A 22937-nucleotide genomic window follows, 5' to 3' on the forward strand; every position below is an offset into this window, starting at 1 on the left:
AATTTCTGCTGAAATCTTTTATATTAAAAACTTCCAAAAACATAAAAATTGCACATGAAAGAAATTGAAAATATCGAGTTGACCTATTTAAGCTTAAACGATTATGAAGAGTTAAAACAAGCCATGATCGCCTCTTATACCACGATGCCAGATGCCTATTGGAGAGAGCATCAAATAAAAACATTAATTGATGAGTTTCCAGACGGCCAAGTGGTTATAAAAGTAAATAATCAAATTGCGGGTTGCGCCTTATCCATTATAGTCGATTACGATAAATTTGACGATTTTCACACGTACAAAGAAATAACAGGTAATTATACTTTTAGTACCCATACCAACGACGGCGATGTTATTTATGGTATTGAAGTTTTTATAAAACCCGAGTTTCGTGGCTTACGTTTGGGCAGACGCCTTTACGATTACAGAAAAGAACTTTGCGAACGTTTAAATTTAAAAGGCTTAGCCTTTGGAGGACGCATACCTAACTATAAAAATTACGCCGATAAATTATCGCCCAAAGAATACATAGATAGGGTTAAAAGTAAAGAAATACACGACCCGGTATTAAACTTTCAAATTTCAAACGACTTTCATCCCACTCGAATTTTGAAAAATTATTTAGAAGGTGATGCCGATTCGCAAGATTATGCGGTACTTTTAGAATGGGATAATATTTACTACGAAAAAGTAAACAAAAAAGCGACTACCATAAAAAAAATAGTACGCTTAGGGTTAATTCAATGGCAAATGCGTTTGTATACCGATTTAGATGAACTTATGCAACAAGCCGAATTTTTCGTAGATGCCGTTTCTGGTTACCGTAGCGATTTTGCTTTGTTTCCCGAGTTTTTCAATGCGCCTTTAATGGCCGATAAAAATCATTTATCGACGCCTGAAGCGATTCGTGAATTAGCAAAACACACCGCCGAAATAGCGAAACGCTTTTCAAAATTAGCCATCTCTTACAACATAAATATTATCACAGGAAGCATGCCCGAAATGGTTGGCGACAAGCTTTATAATGTGGGATATTTATGCCGTCGCGATGGTAGTATGGAACGTTACGAAAAACTACACGTAACACCCGATGAAGCGAAAGTTTGGGGTATGGTTGGCGGAAACAAACTGGAAGCTTTCGACACCGACTGTGGTAAAATTGGTGTTTTAATTTGTTACGATTCTGAATTTCCAGAACTAAGCCGCTTGTTAGCCGATGAAGGTATGGATATTTTATTTGTTCCCTTTCTTACCGATACTCAAAACGGCTTCTCAAGAGTACGCCATTGTGCACAAGCACGAGCTATAGAAAACGAATGCTACGTAGCCATAGCTGGTAGTGTTGGTAACTTACCAAAAGTTCAAAACATGGACATTCAATTTGCGCAATCTATGGTGTTTACCCCTTGCGATTTTGCTTTTCCAACCAACGGCGTTAAAGCCGAAGCCACACAAAACACCGAAATGATTTTAATTGCCGATGTCGATATCGATTTACTGCGAGAACTGAATCAATTTGGTAGTGTGAAGAATTTAAAAGACAGACGCAAAGATATTTTCGAACTTAGAAAACGTTAATGTTTCAAGAAAATCCATGGAATTACTAAAAAACTGGAAACTTATTTTACTGCTTTGCCTTACGCTAGGTCTAGCACCATTTAAACCAGAACCCCATATTGTTGGTAAATTACGATGGATTGCCGGCGGCGCAAAAGGAATGACCGCCATGGATTGGTTCGATACCTTGCTGCATGGATTGCCATTTCTTTTATTAATTGTAATAATTATTTTAAAAATATTTAAAAAATAATGCCTTTAAACATTGTTTTAATCGAACCCGAAATACCTAATAACACAGGGAATATTGGCAGATTAAGTTTGGCTTCTGGGTCGCGTTTACATTTAGTAAAACCTTTTGGTTTCGAAATTGACGATACGCGCTTAAAACGAGCTGGATTAGATTATTGGAAACACCTAGAAGTGATTTATTATGATAATATAGAAGCATTTTTCAGTATAAACAAAGACAAAAAAATGGCATTTCTTTCCAGCCATGGCACAAAAAACCATTGGGATATACCTTTTGAAGATGATATGTTTTTGGTTTTTGGCAAAGAATCGGTGGGGTTACCAAAATCACTCACAGAAAAACATGCGAATCAACTTTATAAAATTCCTTTATACAGCGAACATGTTAGAAGCTTAAATTTAGCAAATGCCGTTGCCATTGTTGTTTATGAAGGTATTAAAAGTCTGTAAATAATTTTAAACGAATACGTTAAACCTTTCATTAATTAAATAGTCTTAGAGTAAATAAAAACAATTTAAAAACAACTCTAATAAATAAGAACATGAAAGTATCACCATTAAAATTAATTGCATTTGCTTTAGTATCGTTCGCTTTTTCTCAAACAGCTATGGCACAAGACGACCAGAAAAAGCCAGATCCGGAAAAAATGTTTAAACGTTTAGACGCTAACAAAGACGGAAACATAAGCTTAGAAGAGTTTAAAAACAAAAAGCGAAAAAGAGAAATTCCTGTTGAAAAACTAGAAGCTATGTATTCTAAAATGGATGCAGATTCTAATGGTTCTGTAACCATGGAAGAATTTAAATTAGGATTAGCGAAAGGAAAAGACAAAGTTAAAGCTATGAAAAAGAAAAAAGCTGAGACTGAAGATATGGAAGAAGAAAATTAAATTTAAAAAGGCTCTAATAAATTATTAGGACACTATCCCGTAAAGTGTGTAAGTTAAAAATCGAGGGTTTAACTTTTTTAAAGTTGAACCCTTTTTTCAAATATAGTTAAAAACTGGTTTAAAATAATGCCCCAGTTCCTAATAGGCATCGACCATTTTTTGGTAGCCTCTCTAAGGGCTAAAAAAGTGGACTTCATAACAGCTTCATCTGTTGGGAATGAGAGCTTGTTTTTAGTGTATTTTCTGATTTTTCCATTAAGGTTTTCAATAAGGTTCGTAGTGTAAATGATTTTTCTAATTTCTAAAGGAAATTCATAGAAAGCGGTAAGTTCTTCCCAGTTATCTCTCCAGCTTTTAATAGCGTAAGAGTACTTGTGTTCCCATTTCTGAGCAAAGTCTTCTAGGGCGGCTTTTGCTGCACTTTTGGTGGGTGCATCGTAGATGCTTTTCATGTCCTTTGTAAATTCTTTCTTGTCTTTCCAAACAACATACCGACAAGCATTACGAATCTGGTGTACCACGCAGATTTGGGTTTTAGATTCAGGAAAAACGTTTTTAATGGTGTCGGTAAAACCGTTAAGATTATCTGTGGCCGTGATAAGCAAATCCTGAACGCCTCTGGCTTTCATATCGGTTAGTACACTCATCCAAAAGGCTGCCGATTCATTCTTCCCCAACCAAAGCCCTAAGACTTCCTTTTTACCATCTCTACGCAGTCCTACGGCGATGTACATGGTTTTGTTAATGACTTTGGAGTTCTCCCGAACCTTAAATACGATGCCATCCATCCAAGTAATTAAATATACGGGCTCCAGAGGTCTGTTTTGCCAAGCAACAATATCATTGGTAACTTTATCTGTGATACGTGATATGGTAGATGTGGATACATCAAAATCGTAAACTTCTCGGATTTGCTCTTCAATATCAGAATTACTCATACCCTTGGCATAAAGGCTGATAATGACGTTTTCTATGCCATCAACCATGTTAGTGCGTTTAGGAACCAGCATAGGGTTAAAAGAAGCGTCCCGGTCTCTGGGAACTTTAATATTAGTCTCTCCTAAAGCTGTTTTTATCTTTTTAGACCCATAGCCGTTACGGGTATTGCTATTATCGGATTGCTGATGCTTCTCATAGTCTAAATGAGCATCAAGTTCCCCTTCTAGCATCTTTTCAATACCTCGCTTTTGAATGGATTTTAGAAAGGAGGTCAGTTCGTCTCCTGTTTTAAACTGTTTTAAAAAATCGTCGTTTAGAAAATCTTCTTTCTTCATAAGTGTGTAAATTTTAAAATTAAACAAAAAAATATCGAGGGTTGCAACCCTCGATATTTTTAACTTTACACACTTTGTGAGATACTACCATTATTAGAGCCTTTTTTCTTATTTATTGGTTTTATTTTTTAGCATTTTTAAATACAAAGCCTCAACTTTTGCTCTTGCCCAAGGGGTTCTTCGTAAAAATTTCAAACTAGATTTGATAGTAGGATTGCTATTAAAACAATTAATTTTAACCGCATACCCCATATATTCCCAACCGTAATGTGCGACCAAATCGTTTAAAATTTGTTCCAGCTTAATACCATGTAACGGATTATTAGGTTGCAATTCCATCTTAAAAATTTCTAATTTCTTCTATCGCTTCTTCGGCTATCGTTATTTCGGTTAGGCCTTCTGGCGCTATCTTTCTTTTGAGTTGAACTACTACTAGTAGACCTATCATTATTTCTAGGTCTGTTGTTTCTAGCACCACGCTGTTGCATTTTTTCTGGCTCGGTTGATGCGTTTGGATCTGGTTCGAAACCTTCTAAGATATCGACTGGAATTTTAATTCCCACCAACTTTTCAATATCTCTTAAAAACGTAGTTTCATCGGCGCTTACCAAAGAAATGGCTTCGCCACTAGCTCCTGCTCTACCTGTTCTACCAATTCTATGCACATAATCTTCAGAAATGTTAGGCAATTCAAAATTAATAACATGCGGCAGTAAAGGTATATCTAAACCACGAGCTGCAATATCGGTCGCTACTAAAACGCGAACGGCTCCAGATTTGAATCCGCTTAAAGCCTTTGTTCGTGCACCCTGACTTTTATTTCCATGAATGGCAGCTGCTGTAATGCCCGCTTTTACCATTTTTTCGCAAAGCTTATTAGCACCATGTTTTGTTCGGGTAAAGACTAAAACTTGTTTCCAATTACCATCTGAAATTAACTTAATAATTAGGTTCGTTTTCAGGCCTTTGGCGACACGATATACTTTTTGAGAAATAGCATCGACCGTTGTGTTTTCGGGAGTTGCTTCAACTTGTACCGAATGGTTTAAAATACCATGCGCCAACTTTTTAATATCTGGTGAAAACGTAGCCGAAAACATTAAATTCTGACGTTTCTCTGGCATTAATTTTATAACACGTTGAATGTCGCGTAAAAACCCCATATCTAGCATACGGTCGGCTTCATCTAAAACAAAAATTTCTACCCGTTTTAACGATATTAATCCTTGGGTTTCTAAATCTAATAAACGCCCTGGTGTTGCTACTAAAACATCTATACCCTGACGGATGGTTGCTGCTTGTGGTTTCTGATTAACACCACCAAAAATAACAGCACTTCGCAAATTTAAAAACTCGCTATATTCTTTAACATTGGCATATACTTGCGCCGCCAATTCTCGTGTTGGAGTTAAAATTAAAGCACGAATTGGTCTGAATTTCTCTTTAGGATTTTCAGATAATAAATGTAATAATGGCAATGTAAAACCAGCGGTTTTTCCTGTGCCTGTTTGTGCCGAAGCTAAAACATCTTTTCCTTGTAATACTGCTGGAATGGCTTTTTGTTGTATAGGACTTGGAGTAGTGTATCCCTTTTTGCTAATCGCTTTTAGCAAGGCTTGAGATAAGCCTAGTGAATTAAATGACATATAAATTATTTGGTAAGACCACTAAAGGTCACTTGAGATGAACATTATTTTTACATATCACCTCTTTTAAATTAAGCACCAAAGGTACAGCTAATTTATTCGTAAACGACATTTATTTAAAAAAGCCCATTTTTGGAGATTTTAATTTACGTTAAAATTATGAAGTAAATCAAATAATCTATGAATTTACTAAGAGGTTCTTTTGTATTTTTGTGGCAATGAGTGTAAAAAATGTTTTTCTATTATTAAACGGCGAGCCCCCAAAATCGCTCCCAGATTTAACAAATTACGATATTGTTTGTGCCACAGACGGTGCTTATTCGTTTTTGGAAACCCACCAAATTACCCCACATTTTATAAGCGGCGATTTTGACTCGGCAAAACAACTACCAGAAAATATAGAAGTTATTAACACACCAAATCAGGATTTTACAGATTTTGATAAAATACTTCAGATTTTATTTGAACGTGATTATGAAAATATTCACGTGTTTGGTGCCAGTGGCGAAGAACAAGATCATTTTTTAGGTAATTTGCACACAGCCATACAATGGAAAGACAAATTAAAACTTACTTTTTTTGATAATTACGGATATTATTTCCTGGCAAATAATGTCACAGAATTACATAATTGCAAAGGCAAAACAGTCTCCTTAATTCCATTTCCTTTTGCTACTAATATTTTTACCGAAGGACTTCAATATCCTTTAAATAAAGAAGATTTATCTTTTGGAAACCGCATTGGAACTAGAAACACCGCTATTAACGACCGCATTAAAATTTCATTTGAAGCTGGCGTTTTATTTGTTTTTATAAATGAAACCGGAGCATAGAGGTTATTGAATATCGGCTAACACTTTATTAGCCTCTTGAACCGTTGCCCGATATAAACGCTTGTTGGTTTGGGTCATGTTTTGAGATTCTAAAACAACATCTTCTAAAATTTCTTTAGCATCTTGAATTTTGTTATGCGTTATTAAAAATTTTGCCAGCACCAGACGCTCTTCGTAAAAAGAGTAGCGAATGTTTATTTGTCTTAAATTATTTTCGGCTGCTTCAAAATCACCCAGTTTGTCTTGTGCAAGTCCTAGTATAAACTGCGCTCTCGATTTTTTAAAATCGTGCTCATCTTTAATACTGGTGGCGTGTTTTATAACTTCGTTATAATCTTGGGTGTAATAATACGCTTCAACCAATTTGTTAACCACATAATATTTATTTTGGGCTTTATCTTTCAAAGCTTCTAAATATTGTTCAATGGCTTTTTGGTAATTTTTATTTGCTAAATACGCATCGGCTAAATCGACACGGTTTTGGTAGGTATCTGAAAACTGTAAACGTTTTTCTAAATCGTTAATTTTTTTAGTTGGGTTTACTATAGCTACCAATCCTTCTTGTATTTTATTGGCATCACGCTTACTAAACACCTGTAAAATTAAATACAAGGCAGCCCCAATGCCTGGCATAAGAAAGACTATAAAATACCAGTAATACGGATTTCCATTTTTGTAAATATGATAAAAACAGTAAACTTGAAGGGCTACGGTTAGATAATAAAACATGGTATTGTTTTTTTATAAAGCTAAAGAATTATGCCGTAAAATAAAACAATAATGTATAAAGATTATCACACAAAATGTAGCCTACTATCTTGTAAAAACAAGATTATTGTCTTTAGACATTTGTTCGCTAAAACCATAGCCACCATAATTAAAAGCCTTTAAATCGTCTACGGTTTTGGCATTGGTATCAATTATAAAACGCGCCATAAGTCCGCGGGCTTCTTTGGCAAAAAAGGAAATTATTTTATACTCGCCATTTTTAAAATCTTTAAAATCGGCATTAATAACGGGTACTTTTAATGCTTTTGTATCGACAGCTTTAAAATACTCGTTACTTGCTAAATTTAAAAACACCTCACCGTCTGCTAAACTTTCGTTTAAGGCTTTAGTGATGTCTTTTTTCCAGAATTCGTAAAGGTTTTTATTTTTTCCAACGGTTAGTTTTGTTCCCATTTCTAAACGGTACGGTTGTATTAAATCTAATGGTTTTAGTAAACCGTAGAGTCCAGATAAAATTCGAACGGTATTTTGAGCGGTTTCAATTTTATCTTCTGCTATAGTATAAGCATCTAAACCTTTATACACATCGCCACTAAAGGCATAAATGGCAGGTCTTGCATTATCGTTAGTAAAGGGTAAACTCCAATCTTGATTACGCTCATAGTTTAATTGTGCTAAGGCATCGGAAATGCTCATGAGTTTCGATAAATCTTTAGACGATTTTTTCTTAAGAAGTTTATTTAGTTTTTCTGATTGATTTAAAAACTGTGCTTCTGAATGTTGAGAAACTGGTAACGATGTTTCGAAATCGAGTGACTTTGCTGGCGATAATACTAACTTCATTTGAATACTTTTTTTTAACTAACCAAATTTACAACTAGTCGTAGTTTTTTAAAACCAATAATAAGAATTATTTGCAATACTATTATAGATTGAAGTGATAGCTTGTTTTATCAGAAAATTTACTAAATTTATTTTTTGAAATTATAAATAAAAAATTCAAACAAGAAATTATGAAATTAGAAAAGATATTAGACAAGTTAGGTTCACTTGAAAAAAATGCCTTCATAAAAATAATTGATAATATAATTTCCAAAAAACCTAAGAATAGTAAAGAAATCGAGAAGATTTTAAGTTCTACTGACAAAGGTCTTAAATCTGTTGACAACTTAAATATCTCCAATATTTTTAATTTAATTTCTGATGAATTTACCGAACATGTATATTCTGAATTTCAAGAAGCTAGTTCTCAACTAGATATTCTAATAGATATAATTATCCGAGATGGTAATTGTATTATGAAACAAGATTGGTTTTCAAGATTGTATGAAACTGAAATAAAAAATTTAAAAAGTAAAATAAAGAATCTAAACAGTGAATTAGAAAATGAAAAATCAGAATTAAGTGAATCTAGAAAAAGGGATTTTAGAATTTATAAAGCATGTTTATCTACTGCATATAACAATGATGAAACAAATAATAGAGAGGCAAAAATAACTTCAGATGAGTTGTCTATTATTTTAACTTTATCAAAACAGCTCGGTTTATCTCAAGAAGATGTCAAACTAATAAATTATACAATATTACCAATTAAAAAATCTGACATACAAGATGTAATTAACAATTTAAAAAACCTTGGTGTTGTATTCTTCTCTAAAAAAGAAAATACAATTTATGTTGCAGATGAAATGGTAAGACTTTTACGAACTGTTAGAAAAAAAGAAGTTGCTGAAAAATTCTATCGAAGAACTTTAAAATTACTTAGAGAGCCAATTATAAACCAAATAGCCAAGGAGCATAATATTGATAGAAAATTACCATTGTCTCAAAAAGTTGAAGAAATTATAAAAGAAGGTATTTCATTTACAGATTTACTTTCAAACGAAATATATAAACCTGGAATAACTTTAACTGAAAAAAAGAAAACCTTAAACGAGCTTTGTGAAAAAGGATTGAATATAAATAATTTGAAAGGAAGCACTTTAGAAGACAAAATAAGTAGTCTCATTGAACATTTTGAAAATGTAGAAAAGGATGAAAAAGTAGGAATTTCAATTGATGGTTTTGATAAAATGTTGAAAGAATTAAATGAATCTTTACCTAAATTAAACAAAGACTTGAAAGTACAATTTGAGTTACAAGATGAATATGTTTTGAGTGCCGATTTTTTACTTGACTATAATATTAAACCAAGAGATATATTAGATTTAATTGAAAAACCTGACTTAACGAAATTCATAAAGAATCATGGTATTAAACAACGTGGTGATGATATTTTAAACATACTTGAACATTACAAAGATGTAGAAAATTTGTATCTGGAAAATTATGAAAATGTTGGATATAGAAACTTAAACATATTAAAGGAAAATGGAATTCTTGTTAAAGAAAGTGAGCTCGGTTTAAAATTTGAAGAATTAACTAAAATTATTTTTAAATCATTAGGATTTAATGTTGATGAAGCATTTAAAAGTGAATTAAACACTCAAAAAGATATGATGGATATAATTCTCAATTTAGGGAATAATGAAATTATAATAGTAGAGTGTAAAACTATTAAAGAAAAAGGATATAATAAGTTTAGTACCGTTTCGAGACAACTAAAATCGTATCAAAACTTAGCATTAAAAAACAATTTAAGAATTGTAAAAATTTTACTTGTTGCACCAGAATTTAGTGATGATTTTATCTATGACTGTGAGATGGATACTGAAATGAATCTGTCTCTTTTAACGGCCTCTACATTATCAAAAATTCATGATGCTTTTAAAACATCAAAATATCAAGAGTTTCCTCATGTTTTATTTAGGGATATAGTTATAAATGAAGAAAGAGTCATTAAAGCTTTATCCAAGTAATTAATAGTCTAAAAAACAGGTCTATCTTTTAAATCAAAAAACAAAACTTTGCAAACACCCGCGTTAGAGATTGCAGTGAAAATCCTTTTTTGAGGTACGAAAAAAAGATTGTAACGAAAAGCTCGACCATAGCCGTAGAGCTAACGAAGGCTATGGTAACGCCCAAGAAAAGTTAATCTTCTAATTCTTGGTGCTTGGCATAATTACGCCACTTTTCGATACATTGTTGTATATCGTCTGGTATGGGCGCCTCGAATTTTAAAAACTCGCCGGTTCGAGGGTGTTCGAAACCTAGAGTTTTAGCGTGTAGTGCCTGACGGGGTAATATTTTAAAGCAATTTTCTACGAATTGTTTGTACTTGGTAAAGGTGGTTCCTTTGAGCACTTTTTCGCCGCCGTAACGTTCGTCGTTAAATAGGGTGTGCCCAATGTGTTTCATGTGCACACGAATTTGGTGGGTACGGCCGGTTTCTAGTTTACAGGACACCAAGGTTACGTACCCCAAGCGTTCGAGGACCTTATAATGGGTTATGGCGGGTTTGCCTTTGTCGGCTTCGTCGCCCAGAAAAACGGTGTTTTGGAGTCTGTTTTTTGGGTGTCGGCCAATGTTGCCTTCTACGGTTCCTTCGTCTTCTTCAATATTTCCCCAAACAATGGCAACATATTCGCGCTCGCTGGTTTTTTCGGCAAATTGCAATGATAGATGCGTCATGGCTTGCTCGGTTTTTGCAACCACTAAAAGTCCGCTAGTATCTTTATCGATGCGATGGACCAAGCCCGGGCGTTCGCTGGAGTTATTTGGTAAATTATCAAATCTGTAAATTAAAGCATTTATTAAAGTGCCCGAGTAGTTGCCGTGTCCTGGATGCACAACCATGCCTGCTGGTTTATTTACAACCAACAAATCGTTGTCTTCGTAAACAACATCTAAAGGAATATTTTCGCCAACCAACAAATTTTCGTGTGGCGGATGAGTAAATAACACGCGTATTTTATCGTAGGGCTTAACCTTGTAATTAGATTTTACGGGGGTGTTATTTACAAAAATACTTCCGTTTTTGGCTGCTGCCTGAATTTTATTTCTGGTAGCATTTTCAACGAAATTCATTAAGTATTTATCGATTCGAAGTGGGTTTTGCCCCTTATCGACTGTAAAAGCAAAATGCTCGTACAGGTCGCTTTCTTCGTCGAAATTATCTGGTGTGTAGTTTTCCATAATTAGGGTCTGTTTCCATTGCCCAACACCAGGTCTATAACCGATGTTTTTGGTAATTTTTCGCCCGGGCTAATGGCTTTACCTTTGTGTTCCATTTTTAAAACCATGTCTTTGGCTATATTATCGACATATTTTAATTTGCCAATTTTAAAACCTAAGGCTTCTAATGTTGGTTTTGCTTGTCTAAAGGTACGTTCTTTTAAATCGGGAACCAGAATTTTTCTGTATCCAGATGGGTTTAATGTTATGTATATTTTTCTGCCATCTTTAACCTGATTTCCAGCAGCAGGCTCTTGATCGATGACCGAAAACTTCGGGTAATCGGGATTGTAATTCGCAGAATCTTGAACTTGTAAAACTAAATTATTTTCTTCCACCTCCATGGTAGCAACACTTAGCGATTTTCCTTTTAAATCGGGAACAATTTCAAAACTACCATGATTTGTAGTAATGTTTAACCACTTTAAAAGAATAAAAGTTAGTAATACAATGGCTAATGCAGCTAACAAAATTTGTTTTAAAAAAACTTTGCTGGAAAGGAATTTAATAATACTCATGTATTGAATTTTATATTAGGCAAATATATAAAAACAGAACTGTTTTTTCTTTCGCAATTTAAGTGATATTTTAGCTTAACTAATATTAGATACGTATTATTGTTTCTTTTAGATGACCATCTGCGTATTTAAAATCTTTAAAAAACTATTAAATTTAATTTAAGTACTTAATGAAAAAAAATATCGCCATTATCATGGGTGGATATTCTAGTGAATATCAAATCTCTTTAACCAGTGGAAATGTGGTTTACGAAACACTAGACCCCTCTAAATACAACGCATACCGTATTCATATTTTTAAAGAGAAATGGGTGTATGTAGATGCTAATAACACCGAATTCCCTATTGATAAAAACGATTTTTCTGTAACCATAGACCATAAAAAAATAAGCTTCGACTGTGTTTTTAATGCCATTCATGGTTCGCCCGGAGAAGATGGCTACATGCAAGGCTATTTTAAATTGCTTGGCATCCCGCACACCAGCTGCGATATGTATCAGGCCAGCATTACTTTTAATAAAAGAGATTGCTTAAGTGTTTTAAAACCTTATGGTATAAAAACGGCCGTATCTTATTTTCTAAATTTAGGTGATGTTATTAATGAAGATGCTATAATTGAACAGGTAGGTTTACCGTGTTTTGTAAAAGCAAACAAAGCTGGAAGTAGTTTTGGAGTGAGTAAAGCGCATAAAAAAGAAGACCTGCAAAAAGCTATTGAAACGGCTTTTAAGGAAGACGACGAAATTATTATAGAATCTTTTTTAGATGGCACCGAAGTTTCTGTGGGTGTTATTACCTATAAAGGCGAAACAAAAGTGCTACCTATTACCGAAATTGTGAGCGAAAATGATTTTTTTGATTATGAAGCGAAATATTTGGGGAAATCTCAGGAAATAACCCCGGCAAGATTAACCCCTAAAGAGGAAGCAAAAGTAAGCAGCATTGCCAAAAAAGTATATGAAGTTTTAAAAATGAAAGGTTTTAGCCGAAGCGAGTATATTTTTAAAAATGGAGAACCCCATTTATTGGAAGTTAATACCATTCCCGGATTAACAAGAGCTAGTATTTTACCTCAGCAAGCAGCGGCGGCAGGAATAACTTTGGTTGATTTGTTTGATAATGCGATTCAAGAAGCTTTAAAATAAGTATTAAAAGGAGGAACTTCAAGTCGATGCTATTTAGAAATAGTATCTTTGTATTACACCGTACTAAGTGAATCTGTTAAATTGAAATTAAATAAAATGAAACGCGCCATATTTCCGGGATCTTTCGACCCAATAACTTTGGGACATTACGACATTATTAAACGTGGTGTTACACTTTTTGATGAAGTGATTGTTGCCATTGGTGTTAATTCTGAAAAAAAATACATGTTCTCGCTAGATGAACGTAAAACCTTTATAGAAGAAGCTTTTGCCAATGAATCCAAAGTAAAAGTAGTTACTTATGAAGGTTTAACGGTCGATTTTTGCAAATCGGTTCACGCTGAATTTATATTACGTGGTTTACGCAATCCTGCCGATTTTGAGTTTGAAAAAGCCATTGCCCATGCCAACAGACGCTTATCGACAATTGAAACAGTATTTTTACTAACCTCGGCAAAAACATCGTTTATATCTTCGTCGATTGTGCGCGATGTTATAAAAAACAACGGCGACTACACGAAGTTTGTACCTGAAAGTGTTAGAGTAAAATAACTTAAAAGCCTAAATAACTTTTATAACTTATATTCAGATAAGGGTTTTGTAAAGGCTTCTGGGTTTTCTGCTAAATGGTATCTCGGATCGTTTATAGCTTCAACAATAACCTCCTCAAATTTTGGCGATGCTTTGTAGAGTAACTCTTTACACTCCGGACTTAAATGTTTTAGCTTAATTGTTTTCCCTTCAGCTTCATACTTATTAACTAAATTAAATATGGCTTCTAAAGCAGAATGGTCGCTAACGCGGGATTCGATAAAATCTATTATAATGTTATCGGGATCGTTTTTAATGTCGAATTTCTCGTTAAAAGCCTGAATAGAACCAAAGAAAAGCGGCCCCCAAATTTCGTAAGTTTTTGTTTTTCCGTCGTCAGAAAAACGTTTTCTAGCTCTAATTTTCTTGGCGTTTTCCCAGGCAAACACTAATGCCGAAATAATAACACCAATAAAAACGGCAATAGCTAAATCGTAAAACACTGTTACAGCCGATACGATAACCAAAACAAATGCATCCGATTTTGGTATTTTTTTCATAATTCGAAAACTAGACCATGCAAATGTTTCAATAACCATCATAAACATAACCCCCACTAAAGCAGCAATAGGCACTTGCTCTATGTATTTATCGGTAAACAAAATGAAGGTTAAAAGTGTTACGGCCATCATGATACCAGATAATCTACCACGACCACCAGCGTTAATATTAATAACGGTTTGCCCAATCATACCACAACCTCCTGTACCACCAAACAAGCCACTTAAAATATTTCCAGCGCCTTGTGCAACACACTCCCGGTTACCATTTCCTCTGGTCTCTGTTAATTCATCAACCAAATTCATGGTCATTAACGATTCTATTAAACCAACAGAAGCCGCCAGAAAAGCATAAGGTAAAATGAATTTTAAGGTATCGAAATTAAAAGGTAGGTTTTGCCAAAGCTCTAAATTAGGAGTTGGAAACTCTCCTTTTAGTCCGTTTCCTCCACCTTCTATAATATAAGAGCCCACCGTACTAACATCTAAACCACCAAAAACTACGATGGCTGTTGTTATTAAAATAGCTGTTAATGCTGCTGGTAATTTGGTTGTTATTTTTGGTAACAACCAGATAACGCCCATGGTAAAAAGCACCAACCCTATCATAATATAAAGTTCTTTGCCTACCATAGGTATATTAATATATTCTTTAACACCCTCGATGGTGGTTTCTAATTTTTTATGAGAAAACATGCGAACTTGTGCCAGGAAAATAACAATAGCTAAACCATTTACGAAACCTAACATAACCGGATGAGGAATTAAACGCACAAAACGCCCAAGTTTAAAAACACCTGCACAAATTTGAAAAACCCCCATTAATATAACAGTGGCTAACAAATAGAAATAACCCATGTTTTCGATAGGCGTTTCGAAAAGCATGCCTTTAGCATGTCCCTCAGATATTAAATGAACAAACACCACTGCTACCGCACCAGCAGCACCAGAAATTAATCCGGGTCTTCCTCCAAAAATAGCTGTAATTAACCCTATGATAAAAGCTCCTGAAAGCGCTACTAAAGGATCGATTTGAGCCACAAATGCGAAAGCAACAACTTCGGGTATCATAGCCAGAGATACTGTTATGCCGCTTAAAATATCGTTTTTTGGGTTGTTTGTGAACTTCTTAAAAAATTGAGTCATGCTTCTTTTTTTGAAAGCGCAAATTTACAATTTATATACTGAGTCACAAGGTAGAATGGTTTTTTTTCAGGATTTACGGCACTCAAACGTTTTATTAAAAAGTAACTTATTCTTTATTTGCATAAGATTTTAACCATTTTAAAGCAGATTTTCTTTCTTCAAAAATACGAACGTTAGAATGTTTATTTTCGATTACATTAAATAAAGCTTCAGTTGAAATTATCGAGACAAATAATTGAACAAAAAAAAGTCTTAGCTTTAATTTAGATTAAGTTTGCTGCTAGATTTTTCAGGTTTTTATAAAAGTTTCTATGCTAAATTAAAAGTTTAATATTCGCATATGAATTTTCCATAGCCTCTTTAACTTGTTCAGGACCAAGCCATGCCACTTTTGTAATACCCTCTTCTTCTTGAGCATACAAATCGCCTTTAAAAGTCGACTTCATTTCAAACCAATAGGTTATCTTTATTTTATAACGTCTGTTTCGTTTAAAAATATGGTAGGTTGTTTGCAAGGGTTTAATTATTTCCAGGCCATTAACACCTGTTTCTTCTGTAACTTCCCTAATGGCTGTGGTTTCAATAGTTTCCTTGCCTTCTGTTTTACCTTTGGGCAGATCCCATTTATCGTTTCTGTAGATAAATAAAATTTCATTCTTATCATTATAAACTTTACCACCACCAGCAACGACATTGGGTAATAATTTTAAAAACTTTTTTAAAAGTTTATCAGGGTTTTTATGAATTAATCTTACCTCTGCAATCTTTTTTGTATTTAGTTTTTTAATAACCTTCGATATTTTAACATCGCCTATGTAATAGTTCTTAAAATTCGTTTCCTCCTCTACAACATTAGTTAAAACAATAGGTTTATCTCCAACAAAAACTTTATACATAACTTAATTTAAAAATTCTCACCCTGTAAAAATATCATTTTTAGGCACAAACCAAACATTGTTAAAAAAAATATTTTTATTCGCATACTTCTATAATGCAAAACATAATTTTATGATTATTTTTGTATCATGATATTTAATAAACACACCGCAAGAAAAACAGCTGAAGTTTTATTGCAAGTTAACGCTATAAAGCTTAGCCCAAAGGAGCCCTTTACTTGGGCTTCTGGATGGAAGTCACCTATTTATTGTGACAACCGTATTGTATTATCGTTTCCACCAATTCGAAATTACATACGAGAGACCATGGCAAAACAAATTGAAAAGCAATATGGAAAACCAGATGTTATAGCAGGTGTTGCTACCGGAGCTATTGGCATTGGGATGCTTGTTGCAGAATATATGGGATTACCTTTTATTTATGTTAGACCAGATGCCAAAGGCCATGGAAGAAAAAACCAAATTGAAGGTTTTCTTGAAAGTGGACAAAATGTGGTAGTGGTTGAAGATTTAATTAGTACAGGAAATAGCAGCTTAAATGCCGTGCGAGCTTTAAAACAAGCCGGTGTTAATGTAAAAGGCATGATAGCAATTTTTACCTATGGTTTTGATGTAGCTGCTAAAAATTTTGCCGAAGAAAATATTTTGCTTCAAACCTTAAGTAACTACGATAGTTTATTAGAACAGGCTTTAGATACTAATTACATTTCTGAGAAAGAATTGCAAACCTTATCGGAATGGAATACAAACCCAAGCGAATGGAACGCTAATTGATATGTTAATTTAAAATTGAATGTCACAAATTATAAATTAACATAAAACAACATAATAAGATGAATTTAGAATCACCAACCATAAACGTAAGTAAATCTCCTGAAGAAGTTTTTAATTTTTTAGCCGATGTTAAAAATTTTGAAGCTTTAATGCCCGAAAACATTAGCAAATTTGAAGTGCTTAGTGAAGATACATTCATTTTTGCCTTGAAAGGAATGCCAGAGATTACATTAAAAAAGAAGGAATTAATACCGCCTAATAAAATTGTTCTTGGTGCTGCAGGAGGAAAAATTGACTTTTCGTTAGTTGGCGAAATTACTCAGAAAGAAGATGCTACAAGTGATGTTCAACTAAAATTTAATGGTGATTTCAACCCTATGATGGCGATGATGATTAAAGGCCCCATTACCAAATTTATAGAAACACTTGCTAACAGCATTCCAAAAGCTATTTAATATATCAGCGTAATTTCTTTTAAACTAAATTCTTTAATGATATCATCTTCTAATAAAACTTGAAGATTTCCATAATTAGAAACGCCTTTTATAATTCCAGAAAACATCAAACCTTCGGCATCTTTAAATGTTGAAGGTTTATTTTTTCTAAAAAGTAAATCTTCGTATTGCAATTTTAAATCTTCAAATTGACCTTCATTTAACTTGTTGAAATAAATCTTCAAATTATTTACAATTAAAATCGCTAACTCATCAATATTATAAACATCACCTGTAATAAGTTTTAAAGATGATGCTTTGGGTAAGTTTTCAAATTCTGTTTGATTCACATTCAGCCCCATTCCAATAATAGAATTAGAAACTGTTTGATTTCGCATTATATTTTCAATTAAAATACCGCAAATCTTCTTATTCTCTGCCAAAATGTCGTTTGGCCATTTAATTGCCAATTTAGGTATAGAAAAAAATTGAAGAGTCTTAACAAGCGCCAAAGAAGTAGCTATACTAATATAAAAAACATGCTGAAATTCTAGTCCTGAAAATTTTTTATACACACTGAAGGTTAGATTTTTAGACGACTTCGAGGTCCAAACAGACCCCATTTGCCCACGCCCTTCTAGTTGTGCTTCGGTCATGACAATTGTGAAATCATCTAAAGCTTCTTGGGCAGAAAGTTTCTTTAAATAACTATTAGTAGAATCGATGGCATTAAGTTTGATTATATGCATTTAATAGTTATTATTGACAATGAAAATCTTATGCTTTTTTTAAGGCATAAAGAACTAAAAAAATAATAACTTTGCAAAAATTAAAAAAATTTAATGGCGAAAAAAAATACAAGTGCAGACCAGTTAATATCTGTTATAATAAGTGGAATAGAAGATGTTAAAGGAAAAGAAATTAACATCCTAGATTTAAGAGAAATTGAAAATACGGTTTGCGATTACTTTATAATTTGTGAAGGAACTTCAAACACACAAGTTAACGCTATAGTCAATTCAGTACAGAAAAAAGTAAGCAAAGAACTTAAAGACAATCCATGGCATACCGAAGGTATTGACAATGCCGAGTGGGTTTTAATTGATTATGTAAATGTCGTGGTGCACGTATTCCAAAAGCACATAAGACAGTATTACGATATTGAAAGTCTTTGGGGAGATGCTAAAACAACAGTTATAGAAACGAGTTATTAAAAAACATGGCGAAGAATCAAAAAAATATAAAAGAAAACAAACCGAAATTTAGTCCATACTGGATTTATGGCATTTTAATAGCTTTATTTTTAGGTTTTCAATTATTTGGAAATAGTGCCTACGAAAATGGCAATAAAACAACCCCATCAGAATTTTTTAAATTCTTGAAAGATGGCGATGTTGAAAAAGTAGACATTATAAAAAACACGCGTGTTGCCAAGGTTTATTTAACTTCTGAAGCTCAAGAAAAAGATATTCATAAAAAATCTAAACCAACATCTTTTATTCCTTCTGCTACCAAATTACCAAACTATAGTTTTGAGTTTGGTGATCTTCAAAACTTTGAAAACAAATTAGAAGAGGCTAACAGCACTTTAGAAAAAAAAGCGCATGTAGAATTTGAAACAGAAACCAACGATTGGGGTAATTTATTAATGGGAATTCTTCCTTTTATACTCTTAATTGGTGTTTGGATTTTTATCATGCGACGCATGTCTGGTGGTGCTGGCGGTGGTGCTGGCGGTCAGATTTTTAACATCGGAAAATCTAAAGCCAAATTATTCGACCAAAATACCGAGGTTAAAACCACTTTTAAAGATGTGGCTGGTTTAGAAGGTGCTAAAGAAGAAGTACAAGAAATTGTAGACTTTTTAAGATACCCTGAAAAATATACAACCTTAGGTGGAAAAATACCTAAAGGCGCTTTATTAGTAGGCCCTCCAGGAACTGGTAAAACTTTATTAGCACGTGCCGTTGCTGGTGAAGCTAAAGTACCGTTCTTTTCATTATCGGGCTCCGATTTTGTTGAAATGTTTGTTGGTGTAGGAGCTTCTCGTGTTAGAGATTTATTTAAACAAGCTAAAGAAAAATCACCATCTATTATTTTTATTGATGAAATTGATGCGATTGGTCGTGCCAGAGGTAAAAACGCTATGTCTGGAAGTAACGACGAACGCGAAAACACCTTAAATCAATTACTAACTGAAATGGATGGATTTGGCACCAACACAAATGTTATCGTGATGGCAGCAACCAACAGAGCCGATATTTTAGATAAAGCCTTAATGCGTGCCGGTCGTTTCGACAGACAAATTTTTGTTGATTTACCAGACATTAGAGAACGTAAAGAAATATTTGAAGTTCATTTAAGACCTCTTAAAAAAACCAAAGATTTAGATTTAGATTTTCTATCAAGACAAACGCCAGGATTCTCTGGTGCAGATATTGCAAATGTTTGTAATGAAGCTGCTTTAATTGCCGCTAGAAATGGCAAAAAAGCTGTAGACAAACAAGATTTCCTTGATGCCGTAGATAGAATTATTGGAGGTTTAGAAAAGAAAAATAAAATAATTACCCCTAGCGAGAAAAAAGCAGTCGCATATCACGAAGCTGGACATGCAACTGTGAGCTGGATGTTAGAACACGCTGCGCCATTGGTTAAAGTAACCATTGTACCTAGAGGTCGATCGTTAGGTGCTGCTTGGTATTTACCAGAAGAACGTTTAATAGTTAGACCAGAACAAATGCTAGACGAAATGTGTGCAGCGCTTGGTGGTCGTGCTGCCGAAAAAGTAATTTTTAATAAAATTTCTACTGGAGCATTAAGCGATTTAGAAAAAGTTACTAAACAAGCCAGAGCAATGGTTACAGTTTATGGCCTAAGCGATAAAATTGGAAATTTAACTTATTACGATTCTAGTGGTCAAAACGAATATGGTTTTTCTAAACCATATAGCGAACAAACAGCAGAGTTAATTGACCAAGAAATATCTTCAATTATTGAAACGCAATACCAAAGAGCGATTAAATTACTTGAAGAAAACAAAGACAAACTTACAGAACTGGCAGAAGTGCTTCTAGAAAAAGAAGTTATTTTCAAGGATAATCTTGAGAAAATATTTGGAGAACGCGCCTTTGTAAAAGAAGAAATAGATCAGCCTAAAAGCTAATATTTTATTCAATTTTGATAAGCTTTATGTAAAAATCTTAAATTAGCGTGATGGTTAATTTAAGATTTTTTATATTTGATAAAATCTAAAAATATAGTGTTAATAGCAGCTAACTAAATGAGTCTTTTTAGAAAAATTTTTGGTTCTAAAAATGATGATTCAAAAGAAGAACTAAAGTCTACAGATAGAGGCAAATACATGCCTGAAATTAAATTACCAATAGATGAAAGGTTTACAATAAACTTTAAAGCTAATGGTGGTAAGTTTTTATACTGTGAAAATTTAAACGAAGTTTTTGAAAATCTTGAAAATATCTTAATTGAAAATCAATGGGATAACAAAAAAGGTTATATTATTGATACCAACCTTAAGGAGAAATTTAAAAATTCAAACTTCACTCCTACCCAAAGTATAGCCGAATCGTCATTTTTTCTAACTACTTGTGAAAATTTAATCGCTAGTGACGGGTCTTTATTTATCTGTTCCAATCAGATATTTGAGAAAAAATTACCGGAATTACCTGAAAACTTTATTGTTTTTTCCACAACAAGCCAAATTGTTGAAAGCATAAGCGAAGGTCTTAGAGGCATCAACAGAAATAATAAGCAAAAAATACCTACCAATATTACGACCATTAAGCATTTTAAATCTAATGACGATAATAACTTTTTAAAGTACGGTAGTAGTTTAAAAAACTTATACTTACTTCTATTAGAAGACCTTTAGAATGAAAGAAACTTTAATACGTTCCTTTTCTGGCGCCTTGTACGTCTTACTGCTTATTGTTTGTATTCAATACAAATTACCATTAATTATATTATTTTTTATTTTTGGTATTATTAGTCTTATTGAATTTAAAAAACTAATTCAATTAAAGAGCAACACCCCCTACTTTATATTTGTAATAATATATACTGCATTTTCGTATTGGATTATTAATCCTCAATATGTAAAAGGTATTGATGAAATAAAACAAATTTTAATGGTTTTATCGATTTTTGTAGAACTCTTTCTAATTAAAGATTTATTCTCACAAAGCATTATCCCTTTATTTAGCACGAAACGTTTTATATTAACTACATTCTATATAACCACTTCCTTTGTATTTCTAATTTTAATTGCCGATTACAATACCGTTTACGATGCTAATATTTTACTAAGTTGTTTTATTTTAATTTGGGTAAACGATTCGTTTGCTTACTTAGTAGGTAAAAATTTTGGAAAACAGAAGCTTTTCGAAAAAATATCACCAAAGAAAACGGTTGAAGGTTTTTTAGGAGGTTTATTTTTTTCATGCGTAGCTAGTTATTTTATTAGTACCTTTGCACCCAGTTTAACCTTTACAAATTGGCTTATTTTAAGCATCATTATAAGTGTTTTCGGCACTTTAGGAGACTTAATTGAATCTAAGTTTAAACGACAAGCAAACGTTAAAGATAGTGGAGCAATAATGCCAGGACATGGCGGTTTATTAGATCGATTAGACAGCATTATATTTGCCGCACCATTTATCTATTTATTTTTAAGAATTATTAAATATGTTTCATAAAGAAGGTTATAAAATAATCGTTATTACTTTTATTTTTGTTGTTATAAGTGCTTTGTTAGTCGACAATTTCGTTGGCGTTTATTGGCTTCGAATGTTGCTGTTACTTCTAATTGTAGCATTTTTAATAATAATCCTTCAGTTTTTTAGAAACCCAAAAAGAAACACTGTTTTAAATGAAAAACAAGTTGTCTCTCCCGTAGATGGTAAAGTTGTTGTTATTGAAGAAGTTTTTGAAAAAGAATTTTTTAATGAAAAAAGACTTCAAGTGAGCGTGTTTATGTCTCCAATAAACGTTCATGTAACACGTTATCCTATTGGTGGAAATGTTATATTTAGCAAATATCACCCTGGTAAATTTCTAGTAGCTTGGCATCCAAAAGCAAGCGAAGAAAACGAAAGAACCACCGTTGTTGTAGAAAACGAAACTTACGGTAAAGTTTTGTTTAGACAAATAGCTGGTGCCTTAGCAAAACGAATTGTAAATTATGCTAAAGTAGGCGACGCGGTTGTTCAAGGAACAGATAGTGGATTTATAAAATTCGGTTCGAGAGTAGATTTATTTTTACCTTTAGATACTAAAATTAAAGTAGCATTAAATCAAAAAGTAAGAGGTGGAGAAAGTATTATTGCAGAGCTTAATGAATAGTGAAGAATTAGAAATAGAATTTCAAGATGCCGTAAAAAGGGTTAACGACTACACCGATCCTTTTCCTGCTGATGTGCTTTTAAATTTGTATGCCTATTACAAAAAAGCTACAAACGATTACAGCCGACCAAGCAGTAAAAAGGCCATTATAAATGCTTTTAAAACCAACGCCTTGTTTCAAGTAAAAAACTTAAGTCAGGACGAAGCAAAAAGATTATATATCGATTTGGTTAACAAGTATTTCCTTTACGGTAAATAATTATTTATCTTTCTTTTTACAATCT

26 protein-coding genes are annotated in these 22937 nt (G+C 33.2%); 16 read left to right on the forward strand and 10 right to left on the reverse strand.

The window, feature by feature from the left end; translation table 11 throughout:
• Positions 1 to 54: 54 nt before the first annotated feature.
• From AW14_RS00890 to AW14_RS00905, 4 genes are all read left to right on the forward strand, one after another.
• The gene (locus AW14_RS00890; RefSeq protein ID WP_044637089.1) at positions 55 to 1575 is read left to right on the forward strand and encodes a bifunctional GNAT family N-acetyltransferase/carbon-nitrogen hydrolase family protein; all 1521 of its coding nucleotides are present in this window, start codon (positions 55 to 57) and stop codon (positions 1573 to 1575) included.
• A gap of 16 nt (positions 1576 to 1591) precedes the next feature.
• Entirely contained in the window at positions 1592 to 1807 is a 216-nt protein-coding gene (locus tag AW14_RS00895) for a hypothetical protein (protein ID WP_044637090.1), read from the forward strand.
• Positions 1807 to 2256, forward strand: a complete 450-nt coding sequence (locus AW14_RS00900; RefSeq protein WP_044637091.1) for a tRNA (cytidine(34)-2'-O)-methyltransferase — start codon at positions 1807 to 1809, stop codon at positions 2254 to 2256. Before AW14_RS00895 ends, AW14_RS00900 begins: the two co-directional genes overlap by 1 nt.
• Before the next feature lie 92 nt (positions 2257 to 2348).
• Positions 2349 to 2696 (forward strand): EF-hand domain-containing protein, encoded by a 348-nt coding sequence (locus AW14_RS00905; RefSeq protein WP_044637092.1) that lies wholly within the window; start codon positions 2349 to 2351, stop codon positions 2694 to 2696.
• 77 nt (positions 2697 to 2773) lie between these two features.
• Here AW14_RS00905 and AW14_RS00910 read toward each other — a convergent pair whose 3' ends face one another.
• From AW14_RS00910 to AW14_RS00920, 3 genes are all read right to left on the reverse strand, one after another.
• Positions 2774 to 3970: an IS256 family transposase gene (locus AW14_RS00910; protein ID WP_044637031.1), complete on the reverse strand. Its 1197-nt coding sequence runs from the start codon at positions 3968 to 3970 to the stop codon at positions 2774 to 2776.
• Between the two features lie 108 nt (positions 3971 to 4078).
• Positions 4079 to 4309: a VF530 family protein gene (locus tag AW14_RS00915; protein ID WP_044637093.1), complete on the reverse strand. Its 231-nt coding sequence runs from the start codon at positions 4307 to 4309 to the stop codon at positions 4079 to 4081.
• 11 nt (positions 4310 to 4320) lie between these two features.
• Entirely contained in the window at positions 4321 to 5616 is a 1296-nt protein-coding gene (locus AW14_RS00920) for a DEAD/DEAH box helicase (RefSeq protein WP_044637094.1), read from the reverse strand.
• Positions 5617 to 5834: 218 nt separating this feature from the next.
• On the opposite strand from AW14_RS00920, the gene AW14_RS00925 reads away from it, so the two are divergent.
• Complete coding sequence (locus tag AW14_RS00925; protein WP_044637095.1) at positions 5835 to 6449, forward strand: thiamine diphosphokinase; 615 nt, start codon at positions 5835 to 5837, stop codon at positions 6447 to 6449.
• A gap of 3 nt (positions 6450 to 6452) precedes the next feature.
• Here the strand turns inward: AW14_RS00925 and AW14_RS00930 are convergent, their stop codons facing one another.
• Entirely contained in the window at positions 6453 to 7178 is a 726-nt protein-coding gene (locus tag AW14_RS00930; protein WP_154662098.1) for a hypothetical protein, read from the reverse strand.
• Positions 7179 to 7262: 84 nt separating this feature from the next.
• Positions 7263 to 8021, reverse strand: a complete 759-nt coding sequence (gene yaaA / locus AW14_RS00935; RefSeq protein WP_044637097.1) for a peroxide stress protein YaaA — start codon at positions 8019 to 8021, stop codon at positions 7263 to 7265.
• Between the two features lie 170 nt (positions 8022 to 8191).
• On the opposite strand from yaaA, the gene AW14_RS00940 reads away from it, so the two are divergent.
• Positions 8192 to 10036 (forward strand): hypothetical protein, encoded by a 1845-nt coding sequence (locus tag AW14_RS00940; protein WP_044637098.1) that lies wholly within the window; start codon positions 8192 to 8194, stop codon positions 10034 to 10036.
• 172 nt (positions 10037 to 10208) lie between these two features.
• Here the strand turns inward: AW14_RS00940 and AW14_RS00945 are convergent, their stop codons facing one another.
• Both AW14_RS00945 and AW14_RS00950 read right to left on the reverse strand, forming a co-directional pair.
• Entirely contained in the window at positions 10209 to 11252 is a 1044-nt protein-coding gene (locus AW14_RS00945) for an RluA family pseudouridine synthase (RefSeq protein WP_044637099.1), read from the reverse strand.
• A gap of 2 nt (positions 11253 to 11254) precedes the next feature.
• Positions 11255 to 11809: a PASTA domain-containing protein gene (locus tag AW14_RS00950; protein ID WP_044637100.1), complete on the reverse strand. Its 555-nt coding sequence runs from the start codon at positions 11807 to 11809 to the stop codon at positions 11255 to 11257.
• A 170-nt stretch (positions 11810 to 11979) separates the two neighbouring features.
• Between AW14_RS00950 and AW14_RS00955 the strand changes: the two genes are divergently transcribed.
• Entirely contained in the window at positions 11980 to 12954 is a 975-nt protein-coding gene (locus AW14_RS00955) for a D-alanine--D-alanine ligase (protein ID WP_044637101.1), read from the forward strand.
• Positions 12955 to 13050: 96 nt separating this feature from the next.
• The gene (gene coaD / locus AW14_RS00960; protein WP_044639437.1) at positions 13051 to 13506 is read left to right on the forward strand and encodes a pantetheine-phosphate adenylyltransferase; all 456 of its coding nucleotides are present in this window, start codon (positions 13051 to 13053) and stop codon (positions 13504 to 13506) included.
• Between the two features lie 20 nt (positions 13507 to 13526).
• Here the strand turns inward: coaD and AW14_RS00965 are convergent, their stop codons facing one another.
• Together AW14_RS00965 and AW14_RS00970 are read right to left on the reverse strand one after the other, a co-directional pair.
• A complete protein-coding gene (locus tag AW14_RS00965) occupies positions 13527 to 15191 on the reverse strand; it encodes a SulP family inorganic anion transporter (RefSeq protein ID WP_044637102.1) in 1665 nt (554 codons plus the stop codon).
• A 314-nt stretch (positions 15192 to 15505) separates the two neighbouring features.
• Positions 15506 to 16087 carry an NUDIX hydrolase gene (locus AW14_RS00970; protein ID WP_044637103.1) on the reverse strand — a complete coding sequence of 194 codons (582 nt, stop codon included), beginning with the start codon at positions 16085 to 16087 and terminating at the stop codon, positions 15506 to 15508.
• 129 nt (positions 16088 to 16216) lie between these two features.
• Here AW14_RS00970 and pyrE point away from each other — a divergent pair, with 129 nt between their 5' ends.
• Both pyrE and AW14_RS00980 read left to right on the forward strand, forming a co-directional pair.
• Positions 16217 to 16861 (forward strand): orotate phosphoribosyltransferase, encoded by a 645-nt coding sequence (pyrE, locus tag AW14_RS00975; protein WP_044637104.1) that lies wholly within the window; start codon positions 16217 to 16219, stop codon positions 16859 to 16861.
• 59 nt (positions 16862 to 16920) lie between these two features.
• Positions 16921 to 17316, forward strand: coding sequence for an SRPBCC family protein (locus AW14_RS00980; protein ID WP_044637105.1), 396 nt, complete (start codon positions 16921 to 16923; stop codon positions 17314 to 17316).
• Here AW14_RS00980 and AW14_RS00985 read toward each other — a convergent pair.
• Positions 17313 to 18044 (reverse strand): biotin--[acetyl-CoA-carboxylase] ligase, encoded by a 732-nt coding sequence (locus tag AW14_RS00985; protein WP_044637106.1) that lies wholly within the window; start codon positions 18042 to 18044, stop codon positions 17313 to 17315. The two genes, AW14_RS00980 and AW14_RS00985, sit on opposite strands and share 4 nt — an antisense overlap.
• Positions 18045 to 18137: 93 nt before the next feature.
• Between AW14_RS00985 and rsfS the strand changes: the two genes are divergently transcribed.
• The 6 genes from rsfS (at position 18138) to AW14_RS01015 (ending at position 22912) form a co-directional block, all read left to right on the forward strand.
• Positions 18138 to 18509 (forward strand): ribosome silencing factor, encoded by a 372-nt coding sequence (rsfS, locus tag AW14_RS00990; RefSeq protein WP_044637107.1) that lies wholly within the window; start codon positions 18138 to 18140, stop codon positions 18507 to 18509.
• 5 nt (positions 18510 to 18514) lie between these two features.
• Entirely contained in the window at positions 18515 to 20458 is a 1944-nt protein-coding gene (gene ftsH, locus AW14_RS00995; protein WP_044637108.1) for an ATP-dependent zinc metalloprotease FtsH, read from the forward strand.
• A 117-nt stretch (positions 20459 to 20575) separates the two neighbouring features.
• The gene (locus tag AW14_RS01000; protein ID WP_044637109.1) at positions 20576 to 21184 is read left to right on the forward strand and encodes an LUD domain-containing protein; all 609 of its coding nucleotides are present in this window, start codon (positions 20576 to 20578) and stop codon (positions 21182 to 21184) included.
• A gap of 1 nt (position 21185) precedes the next feature.
• Positions 21186 to 22007 carry a phosphatidate cytidylyltransferase gene (locus tag AW14_RS01005; RefSeq protein WP_044637110.1) on the forward strand — a complete coding sequence of 274 codons (822 nt, stop codon included), beginning with the start codon at positions 21186 to 21188 and terminating at the stop codon, positions 22005 to 22007.
• Positions 21997 to 22653: a phosphatidylserine decarboxylase family protein gene (locus AW14_RS01010; RefSeq protein WP_044637111.1), complete on the forward strand. Its 657-nt coding sequence runs from the start codon at positions 21997 to 21999 to the stop codon at positions 22651 to 22653. The genes AW14_RS01005 and AW14_RS01010 overlap by 11 nt, the downstream gene beginning before the upstream one ends.
• A complete protein-coding gene (locus tag AW14_RS01015; RefSeq protein WP_044637112.1) occupies positions 22646 to 22912 on the forward strand; it encodes an acyl-CoA-binding protein in 267 nt (88 codons plus the stop codon). The genes AW14_RS01010 and AW14_RS01015 overlap by 8 nt, the downstream gene beginning before the upstream one ends.
• Positions 22913 to 22937: the final 25 nt, after the last annotated feature.

It is taken from the genome of Siansivirga zeaxanthinifaciens CC-SAMT-1 (assembly GCF_000941055.1).
Classification (GTDB): Bacteria; Bacteroidota; Bacteroidia; order Flavobacteriales; family Flavobacteriaceae; genus Siansivirga; species Siansivirga zeaxanthinifaciens.

Bases quoted from the DNA above. Each gene is read 5' to 3' on its own strand.
- AW14_RS01005 (WP_044637110.1), top strand. From the start codon at position 21,186: ATGAAAGAAACTTTAATACGTTCCTTTTCTGGCGCCTTGTACGTCTTA.
- AW14_RS00905 (WP_044637092.1), top strand. From the start codon at position 2,349: ATGAAAGTATCACCATTAAAATTAATTGCATTTGCTTTAGTATCGTTC.
- AW14_RS00895 (WP_044637090.1), top strand. From the start codon at position 1,592: ATGGAATTACTAAAAAACTGGAAACTTATTTTACTGCTTTGCCTTACG.
- AW14_RS00915 (WP_044637093.1), bottom strand. From the start codon at position 4,309: ATGGAATTGCAACCTAATAATCCGTTACATGGTATTAAGCTGGAACAA.
- AW14_RS00920 (WP_044637094.1), bottom strand. From the start codon at position 5,616: ATGTCATTTAATTCACTAGGCTTATCTCAAGCCTTGCTAAAAGCGATT.
- yaaA (WP_044637097.1), bottom strand. From the start codon at position 8,021: ATGAAGTTAGTATTATCGCCAGCAAAGTCACTCGATTTCGAAACATCG.
- AW14_RS01010 (WP_044637111.1), top strand. From the start codon at position 21,997: ATGTTTCATAAAGAAGGTTATAAAATAATCGTTATTACTTTTATTTTT.
- AW14_RS00955 (WP_044637101.1), top strand. From the start codon at position 11,980: ATGAAAAAAAATATCGCCATTATCATGGGTGGATATTCTAGTGAATAT.
- AW14_RS00965 (WP_044637102.1), bottom strand. From the start codon at position 15,191: ATGACTCAATTTTTTAAGAAGTTCACAAACAACCCAAAAAACGATATT.
- AW14_RS00930 (WP_154662098.1), bottom strand. From the start codon at position 7,178: ATGTTTTATTATCTAACCGTAGCCCTTCAAGTTTACTGTTTTTATCAT.
- AW14_RS01000 (WP_044637109.1), top strand. From the start codon at position 20,576: ATGAGTCTTTTTAGAAAAATTTTTGGTTCTAAAAATGATGATTCAAAA.
- AW14_RS01015 (WP_044637112.1), top strand. From the start codon at position 22,646: ATGAATAGTGAAGAATTAGAAATAGAATTTCAAGATGCCGTAAAAAGG.
- AW14_RS00945 (WP_044637099.1), bottom strand. From the start codon at position 11,252: ATGGAAAACTACACACCAGATAATTTCGACGAAGAAAGCGACCTGTAC.
- AW14_RS00910 (WP_044637031.1), bottom strand. From the start codon at position 3,970: ATGAAGAAAGAAGATTTTCTAAACGACGATTTTTTAAAACAGTTTAAA.
- AW14_RS00940 (WP_044637098.1), top strand. From the start codon at position 8,192: ATGAAATTAGAAAAGATATTAGACAAGTTAGGTTCACTTGAAAAAAAT.
- pyrE (WP_044637104.1), top strand. From the start codon at position 16,217: ATGATATTTAATAAACACACCGCAAGAAAAACAGCTGAAGTTTTATTG.
- AW14_RS00980 (WP_044637105.1), top strand. From the start codon at position 16,921: ATGAATTTAGAATCACCAACCATAAACGTAAGTAAATCTCCTGAAGAA.
- AW14_RS00985 (WP_044637106.1), bottom strand. From the start codon at position 18,044: ATGCATATAATCAAACTTAATGCCATCGATTCTACTAATAGTTATTTA.
- AW14_RS00950 (WP_044637100.1), bottom strand. From the start codon at position 11,809: ATGAGTATTATTAAATTCCTTTCCAGCAAAGTTTTTTTAAAACAAATT.
- AW14_RS00970 (WP_044637103.1), bottom strand. From the start codon at position 16,087: ATGTATAAAGTTTTTGTTGGAGATAAACCTATTGTTTTAACTAATGTT.
- AW14_RS00900 (WP_044637091.1), top strand. From the start codon at position 1,807: ATGCCTTTAAACATTGTTTTAATCGAACCCGAAATACCTAATAACACA.
- ftsH (WP_044637108.1), top strand. From the start codon at position 18,515: ATGGCGAAGAATCAAAAAAATATAAAAGAAAACAAACCGAAATTTAGT.
- AW14_RS00925 (WP_044637095.1), top strand. From the start codon at position 5,835: ATGAGTGTAAAAAATGTTTTTCTATTATTAAACGGCGAGCCCCCAAAA.
- coaD (WP_044639437.1), top strand. From the start codon at position 13,051: ATGAAACGCGCCATATTTCCGGGATCTTTCGACCCAATAACTTTGGGA.
- rsfS (WP_044637107.1), top strand. From the start codon at position 18,138: ATGGCGAAAAAAAATACAAGTGCAGACCAGTTAATATCTGTTATAATA.
- AW14_RS00890 (WP_044637089.1), top strand. From the start codon at position 55: ATGAAAGAAATTGAAAATATCGAGTTGACCTATTTAAGCTTAAACGAT.